Source organism: Candidatus Eisenbacteria bacterium, assembly GCA_016867495.1.
Lineage (GTDB): Bacteria > Eisenbacteria > RBG-16-71-46 > CAIMUX01 > VGJL01 > VGJL01.
The window spans coordinates 1-7,254 of record VGJL01000130.1 but is presented as its reverse complement, the minus strand read 5'-3'; the positions used below and the strand labels follow the sequence as shown (position 1 = coordinate 7,254).

The window sequence follows — 7,254 nt, the reverse complement described above, 5'->3', positions numbered from 1 at the left end:
GGCGGGACTCTCGACCTCCCCCCGGAGAGTGAGCGAGAGCGTCAGGGCCGCGCGCGGCGGCGCGCGGTCTGCGTGATCGGCGAGGGGGCGGCGGAGCTGCGCATCGACACACTGGGAGGCGGAATCCGGATCAGACGAGGTTGAGGCGATCGACCCCCCGGCGCCCGGCCATCAATCCACTCACATCCCGGGAGAGGGTCACGTCGTGTCTACCGGAACAGCCCTCGCAGCCTCCCCCAGCTCATTCGCTGCGCCGGGACCACGTCACAGGTCACATCGTAGGCCCCGATCAGCCCGCAAGCTCCCGACTGCCTCGCCGCGCACGGCGAGTAGCTCGCGATGCTGAAGACCCCCTGAAACCGATTGCAGAAGATCGGATCGGAGGCGAGGTTCCCGCGCTCCGGGAGCTGGCCGGCGATCAACCCGGTCCAGTCCCCCCCGCGATTCCTGTAGAGATCGCAGCAGCTCAGCTCCGGGTGGAAGGCCCCCTGTCGGCTGTACACCGCCTCCCCCTGGACCGACCATGCGATGATCGTGTTGCGGATCGCGGGCGCGGAGTCCTGACTGTAGACGCCTGCCCCCCTTGCGTACCCGGCGTTCTCGTAGAATGTACAAGATGCGATTGCCGGAGAAGCGCTCTCGCCGCACCAGATACCGCCTCCGCGGCCGGCGCAGTTGCTTCTGAAGAAGCACTCTTGAACGGTCGGCGTCGCCAGGTAACAGGCGATCGCCCCTCCCTGGGCGCCCGTGTTCTCCGTGAAGCCGCATCGGGAGATCTCGGGCCGCGAATAGGAGCAGGAGATGCCGCCTCCCCGGCCGAGGGCGATGTTGCCGACAAAGACGCAGGAACGGATCTGCGCGGCCTTGTTGTCGCCGAAGCGGGTCCCGCAGAGAAGACCTCCACCGTTCTCCGAGGCGAAGTTGCTATCGAAGATGCACCCGTCGATGACGGGCGCCGCCCTCTCGCACGCAACCGCGCCGCCTTCCCGAGCTTCGTTCTGGAAGAACGTCAGCCCGAGCAGCGTCGGCGATGATCCCTCGCACAGGATTCCCCCCCCAAGCTCCGCGTAGGCGTTGGTGATCTTGATCCACTTGATCGCCGTCCCCGGACCCTGTCCGGAACGGATCAAGAACCCCCTGTGCGGATCGCTCTGCGTCGCTCCGCAGTCGATCACGCACGAGGAGGGATCGTTCGTCTCCGAACGGATCACGAGCTCCCGCTCGCCGAGATCGATGTCGCGATTCCCGTCGCCCTGAAAGACCCCGTTTGCGAGGAGGATCGTGTCGCCGTCCGCCGCGGCCTGGACGGCCGCCTGGATGGTCGGGACCTCCCCCGAGCCGTCGGGCACGACGCGGAAGCTCCTTGCCCCGGCGCCTGGCGCCACGGCGAGAAGCCCGACGAGAGCGGCCGCGATAGGAATCCTCCGGCTCATAAGGGTCTCAATCGGGACTCCTGGGCCGCGCCCGCGATCCACCACCCCCGCCCCGCGGGCGCTTCCCCTACATCCAGTTCCAGATCCCGGGCTTCCTCGGAACACGCGCGTGCCGCCGGGTGACCGTCCCCTGGGAGATGAACTGGAGCAGGTACCAGATCCCCCCGGCTTTGTAGTTCGTCCCGCTCGCGCCGTCGCCTCCGAAGGGTTGCTGGTCGACGGTGGCGCCGGTCGTCTTGCGGTTGACATAGAAGTTGCCGGCCAGCTCCGCCAGAATCGGCACGTACTTCGCAAGGAAGCCTTCGTCCTGCGAGCAAACCGACCCGGTCAGCCGATACGCGTTGCCGCGGATCAGCGCGATCGCCTCATCGACGTGATCGTAGACCTTGGCCGCGATCACGGGCCCGAAGATCTCGACCGAGAGAAGCTCGTGGTCCTCGGCCTCGACCTCGAAGATGGTCGGCTGAACGAAGAACCCTCTCTCGGACGAGAAATCGCCGCCCGCGAGGGTCTTCACATTCGGATCGCTCTTGGCGCGCTTGATGAATCCCGTGATGCTCTCGAAGGCCCCGCGATTGATGACCGGGCCCATGTGCGTCGAGCGGTCGAGCGGGTTGCCGGTCTTGTAGCTCTTCATCTGCTCGAGGATGGCCGCCTTGAGATCGGGCCACACCTTCTTGTCGACGCAGAGGAGGCTGTTGGCGGAGCACTTCTGTCCCGATCGGCCGAAGGCTCCGGCGATGATCGCCGCGGCCGTGTCCCAGACATCGATCGCCTTGTCGGCGACGAGGAAGTCCTTTCCGCCCGTCTCGGCCACGAAGCGAGGAAAGTGGGGACGCGGAGTGTCGCGGTTGAACAGCTCGTGCGAGATCATCCTCGCCGTGTCGAACCCTCCGGTGAAGTTCACGCAGAGCAGCTCCGGATGCTTCAGCACGGGTGGCATCGTCTCAGAGCCCGGGCCGGTGATCATGTTGATCACGCCGGGTGGAAACCCGGCGTCCCGGATGGCCCGCATGAGAAGCCAGGAGGTGAGCGGCGCGTCGCTCGAGGGCTTCCAGACGACGGTGTTCCCGCAGAGGGCCATCACCGTCGGGAGGTTGTAGCCGATCGCGATCGGGAAGTTGAAGGGGGTGATGGCGCAGGTGAACCCCTTGAGGGCCCGGAGCCGCATGATGTTCGTCTCGGAGGGGCCATCGCCCATCTCCGTCCGCCAGAGCTGGAGGTAATACCAGGGATTGAACCGGATGAAGTCCATCATCTCGGCCCAGGACCCGGAGCACTCCCCCGCGACATAGCCGCACTCCTTCGCCGCGACCGCGCAGATCTCATGCCTGCGCTCGTAGAGAAGGTGCTCGAGGTCGCGGAACTTGAGGATCCGGCTCTCATAGGGGAGCGACGCCCATTCCTCCTTCGCTCTGAGGGCGGCGTCGATCGCGGCCTTCGCGTGCTGCCCCGTCGCCTTCTGCGTCGTGCAGAGAACCTCTCCCGTCGAGGGGTCGATCGACTCGATCCTCCCCGTGGACCGGACCTCCTCGCCGCCGATGATCATCGGCACATCGAAGCTCCTCGGGATCCGATCGAGCGCCTGCTGGAAGGCCTTCCACTCGGCGTCCTCCGTCCCATAGGGGATCAGGGGTTGATTCTGCGGCTTCTTGATCGAGAGGTTCATGCGCGGTCACTCCTTCTGCGTCGGGTCGCGCGGAGTCCAGCCGGGCCATCCGCCTCCCCGGGCGACGCGTCCCGATGGTAGGGACTGCCCCGATCTTCTGCAACATCGTCTGGGCGCTCGTCCCTCCCTCTTGGAGCGCCTCGCCCGATCGGCTATCCTGCAGGCGCGATGCGCGACCAGCCTCCGCTCGTTCTGGCCTCGACATCACGCTACCGCCGGGCGCTCCTCGAGCGGCTACGCGTCCCATTCGACCTGCTCGCGCCCGACTGGAGCGAAGTCCGTCTCGCGACCCCCGGGGAGACGGTTCTGGTGAACGCCCGCGGGAAGGCTCGCGCCGGCGCGCTGCGGCGCCCCGGCGCGGCGATCCTCGCCAGCGATCAGGTCGCATGTTGCGACGGGCGAACGCTGGAGAAGCCGGGAACCCCCGAGCGCGCGTGCGAGCAACTCGCCTGGCTCGCGGGACGCGAGCATGAGCTCCACACCTGCGTCGTCCTGAGAATGCCTGACGGCGCGGAAGAGAGCGAGACGGTCGTCGCCCATCTGCGCATGAGACCTCTCTCTCCCGATCAGATCGTCTCCTACGTCCGGCTCGAGTCCCCGCTGGACTGCGCCGGCTCCTACATGAGCGAGGCGCTGGGCATCGTTCTCTTCGAGTACCTCAAGTGCGATGACCCGACCGCCATCATCGGGCTTCCCCTGATCGCCGTGCGGCGGCTGCTCGAGCGAGCCGGCTGGGATCTCCTCCGGGTCCCGGGAATATGAGGCCGCCTCGATCGATGGAGTCGGCCCGGGAGCGGACGAGTTCGGATCAGGACGACCTGCGCTTCGCGCGCGCGATCCTCCCCCTGGTCTCCCGGACCTTCGCGCGGGGCATCGACGTCCTTCCCCCCTCGATCGGCGAGTCGGTCCGCCTCGCATACCTCCTCTGCCGGGTCGCGGACACGATCGAGGACGCGCCGGGAGTCGCGCCGGACTTGAGGCGCGCATGGCTTCTGCGCTTCGTCTCCCTCCTCACTGTCTCCACCCGCGAATCCGCCCTGCTTCAGGAGTTCTCATCGGAAGTCGCGGCGCGCCTGGCTCCCTCCTCGAGTGAGAGAGCCGTCGTCGAAGGGTTTCCCCGTCTCCATCGTCTTCTCTCGGCGCTCGATCCCTCGCGCCGCGCCGGAATCGAGCGCTGGGTCTCGGAGCTCGCCAACGGAATGGCCCGCTTCGTCGGCTTGCAGGAGGCGAGCGGATGGGAGGCGCGGCCCGCGCAGGCGGGATCCGTCTCGGCCGATCCTCCCGCCGGCGCGGGCTGGACTTCCCTCGAGACATGCGAGGATCTGGACGCCTACGAGTACTACGTCGCCGGAACCGTCGGCTGTCTGCTGGACGAGATCATTCACGGCCAGATTCCCGCCCGCGCCTGTGTGTCGCGGGAGCGCCGAAAGCGCCTCGCCACGGCCTTCGGTCTCGGGCTGCAGGGCACGAACATCCTCCAGGATCTCTCCGATGACCGGAGGAGAGGATGGTCCTATCTGCCGGAGGAAGTCGCTCGCAGGCACGGCACATCCACCGTCCGGATGACGCTGCCAGGGGAGAGCGTCGCCGCGATGAATGCGGTGCGCGAGATGGCCGAGCGCGCCGCGAGACACCTCGATCAGGGGCTGGAGTATGTCCTGCTTCTCCCGCGCCGCGCGCCCCGCGTCCGCCTCTTCTGCGTCTGGCCGCTTCTGCTCGCTGTCCGGACCCTCTCGCGCCTCGTATCGAGTCCGCGGGTGCTCGTGGAGCGCGTGCGCATCGAACGGGAAGAAGTCGCCTCTCTCACGCGCGAGGCGACCCTGCGATGCCTCTCCAATGCCGCCTTGCGAGGGCTCTATCAGAGAGAGAGAACGGCTCTCGCCGCCGCCCTGCAATCGAATCCTCAAAGGTCCGAGGACCATCAGCGGGGGCCGTGATGAACGACAGGACGATCCTGCATGTCATCACGACCCTCGAGCCCGCCGGGGCGCAAACGCAGCTTCTCGGCCTGTGCAGGCGGCTCGACCTCGATCGAAACCGGATCCTCATCGCCTATCTGATGCGACGCGGGGCCGACATCGCCGACCTCTTCGACAAACGGATCGAGCTGCGCGACCTCTCGACGGCCGGGTCGCCGGACGTCCGGGCCGTCCTCCGGCTGGCCCGGCTGATCGGGAGAGAGAGGGTCGATCTCGTCCACACGCATCTGGTCCATGCGGGCGTAGCGGGAAAGCTCGCCGCGTTTCTCGCTGGAGGACCTCCGGTCGTCACGACCCGGCACTACGCGTTCGAAGGCAAGCGCGGCTCCCCGTTCTACCGCCTGGAGGATCGGCTGACTGGCCGCTGCGCGCGCGTGATCGCGGTCTCGGAGGCCGTTCGCCGCTTCCTGGTCGATCGGAGAATCGCAGGACCGGAGCGGATCGTCGTCATCCCTAACGGCGTCGATGTCGATCTCTTCGACCCGGCCGCGTGCGCCGCGCGGCCGGAGGCCCGCCTCGAGGGCGTCGAGGAGGATGCGATCGACGTCCCGGGCCCCGCGATCGGCACGATCGGCAGACTCGAGAGGCAGAAGGGGCACGAGCATCTCCTCCGAGCCCTGCCGGACGCGCTGAGACGGCATCCCCGAATGATCCTCGAGATCGTCGGAGAGGGCCGCCTGCGCGCCGATCTCGAGGCGCTGGCTGCCCGTCTGAGGATCGAGAGGCACGTGCGATTCCTCGGAGCTATCCCCCACGACAGGATCCCTGGAGTCGTCGCCCGTTGGGATCTCTTCGTCCTCCCCTCCCTCTGGGAGGGGTTCGGAATCGCGGCCGCCGAAGCGATGGCGATGGAGAGGGCCATCGTCGCGACGCATGTCGAAGGGCTCTCGGAGATCGTGGAGGATGGCGTCTCGGGCCTCCTGGTCCAGCCGGGGCGGCCGGATCAGCTCGGCGACGCGATCGTGAGGCTCCTCGACGACGCCGATCTTCGCCGGCGGATGGGCCGCGCGGGTCGCGCTCGGATCGTCGGCCGCTTCTCGCTCGAATCTGCGGCGGCATCCCTGAATGCCGTCTACGAGGATTGCCTCCGTGCCTGAGCTGCCCGACCTCGTCGTCTACATCGAGGCGCTGAGGTCGCGAATCCTGGGCCAGCGTCTCGAGGCGATTCGAATCCCGAGCCCATTCGTGCTCCACTCGGTCGAGCCGCCAGTCGAGGATCTCATCGGACGGGCCGTCGACAGGATCCAGCGCCTTGGGAAGCGGATCCTGATCGGCCTCGAGGGTGAACGATCCATCGTCATTCACCGGAGGCGCTGGAGCGGGGAGAGGTCCGGATCCCACGGACCGACGGGGCGTCTACAGACGCTCGAAGGAGGCGATCGACGCCTCGATCGCCCCGGAGACCAGCTCGTACGACGCGCGCGGCAGAAGATAGTCGACCTGAACGGGGAGGCGGTCCTCGCGCAGGAGAATGAGCCTGTAGTTGACCATCACGGGGTTCGAGATGAAGAGCTGATGGATGTCGAGCCGCCCGTGGCGGAAGGTCCTCTCGGACACCTCCACATCGGGCCCCCTGCCGCGGACGACCGCCCCATATCCGGCGAAGGCCGCGTACGGATCGAGCGGAGCCGGCCAGTTGGAGAATGTCGCCAGGATCATGTAGAACCGGCGTTCATGGTCGACATACATCCGTACGGGCCGCGACACGAGACGATCCGTCGTCGCGAAGAGGCTGTCCCTCGCGCGATTCGTCGCTTCGAAGAGCGCTGGATCGATCGGTGGCCATCCGGCAGGCGGCGCGAATCGCACCCCCAACGTCGAGTCCGCATGGGAGATTCCGATGAGCACGGGATCGGCCCTGAGGCTTGTCTCGACGAATCCCGGGCGCTCCCGAGCCTCCTGCGTTCGAGGGGGCGTCTCACGCCCCTTCTCTGAGGCGCCCGCCGAGGGCGTGTCCCGGCGCTCCGGCTGACAGGCGATCCCCAGGACGATGGCCGCCAGCAAGATTGGCGGGATCATCCGACTCGTTCGAACTCCGCTCATGAGGCGAAGATAGCCGCTTGCTTCCCCTTCGGTCAAGTTGACCCGCTCGGAGGCGCCTTGCGCGGCCATCGCGAGGGTTTGGAGAGCGGCGCCATGAGGCCGTTGCGCCTCGGCATGGCGTGTGCGATCC

The 7,254-nt window shown here is 67.3% G+C and carries 6 protein-coding genes; 4 read left to right on the top strand and 2 right to left on the bottom strand.

Annotation, left to right across the window (positions count from 1 at the left end; all coding sequences use genetic code 11):
* Positions 1-209 precede the first annotated feature (209 nt).
* Both FJY88_10415 and FJY88_10410 read right to left on the bottom strand, forming a co-directional pair.
* Positions 210-1,682, bottom strand: coding sequence for a hypothetical protein (locus FJY88_10415; GenBank protein MBM3287745.1), 1,473 nt, complete (start codon positions 1,680-1,682; stop codon positions 210-212).
* The gene (locus tag FJY88_10410; GenBank protein MBM3287744.1) at positions 1,501-3,102 is read right to left on the bottom strand and encodes an aldehyde dehydrogenase family protein; all 1,602 of its coding nucleotides are present in this window, start codon (positions 3,100-3,102) and stop codon (positions 1,501-1,503) included. The genes FJY88_10415 and FJY88_10410 overlap by 182 nt, the downstream gene beginning before the upstream one ends.
* A gap of 168 nt (positions 3,103-3,270) precedes the next feature.
* Between FJY88_10410 and FJY88_10405 the strand changes: the two genes are divergently transcribed.
* Genes FJY88_10405 through FJY88_10390 form a run of 4 tightly spaced genes read left to right on the top strand, consistent with a single transcriptional unit; the run spans position 3,271 to position 7,016 of the window.
* Entirely contained in the window at positions 3,271-3,864 is a 594-nt protein-coding gene (locus FJY88_10405) for a Maf-like protein (GenBank protein ID MBM3287743.1), read from the top strand.
* Positions 3,861-5,039 carry a hypothetical protein gene (locus tag FJY88_10400; protein MBM3287742.1) on the top strand — a complete coding sequence of 393 codons (1,179 nt, stop codon included), beginning with the start codon at positions 3,861-3,863 and terminating at the stop codon, positions 5,037-5,039. Before FJY88_10405 ends, FJY88_10400 begins: the two co-directional genes overlap by 4 nt.
* Complete coding sequence (locus FJY88_10395; GenBank protein ID MBM3287741.1) at positions 4,928-6,178, top strand: glycosyltransferase; 1,251 nt, start codon at positions 4,928-4,930, stop codon at positions 6,176-6,178. The genes FJY88_10400 and FJY88_10395 overlap by 112 nt, the downstream gene beginning before the upstream one ends.
* A complete protein-coding gene (locus FJY88_10390; protein MBM3287740.1) occupies positions 6,147-7,016 on the top strand; it encodes a hypothetical protein in 870 nt (289 codons plus the stop codon). Before FJY88_10395 ends, FJY88_10390 begins: the two co-directional genes overlap by 32 nt.
* Positions 7,017-7,254: the final 238 nt, after the last annotated feature.

What these genes read in the sequence shown, in the direction of transcription:
- FJY88_10415 (MBM3287745.1), bottom strand. Translation starts at nt 1,682, where the DNA reads ATGTCAACCGCAAGACGACCGGCGCCACCGTCGACCAGCAACCCTTCG.
- FJY88_10400 (MBM3287742.1), top strand. Translation starts at nt 3,861, where the DNA reads ATGAGGCCGCCTCGATCGATGGAGTCGGCCCGGGAGCGGACGAGTTCG.
- FJY88_10395 (MBM3287741.1), top strand. Translation starts at nt 4,928, where the DNA reads ATGCCTCTCCAATGCCGCCTTGCGAGGGCTCTATCAGAGAGAGAGAAC.
- FJY88_10405 (MBM3287743.1), top strand. Translation starts at nt 3,271, where the DNA reads ATGCGCGACCAGCCTCCGCTCGTTCTGGCCTCGACATCACGCTACCGC.
- FJY88_10390 (MBM3287740.1), top strand. Translation starts at nt 6,147, where the DNA reads ATGCCGTCTACGAGGATTGCCTCCGTGCCTGAGCTGCCCGACCTCGTC.
- FJY88_10410 (MBM3287744.1), bottom strand. Translation starts at nt 3,102, where the DNA reads ATGAACCTCTCGATCAAGAAGCCGCAGAATCAACCCCTGATCCCCTAT.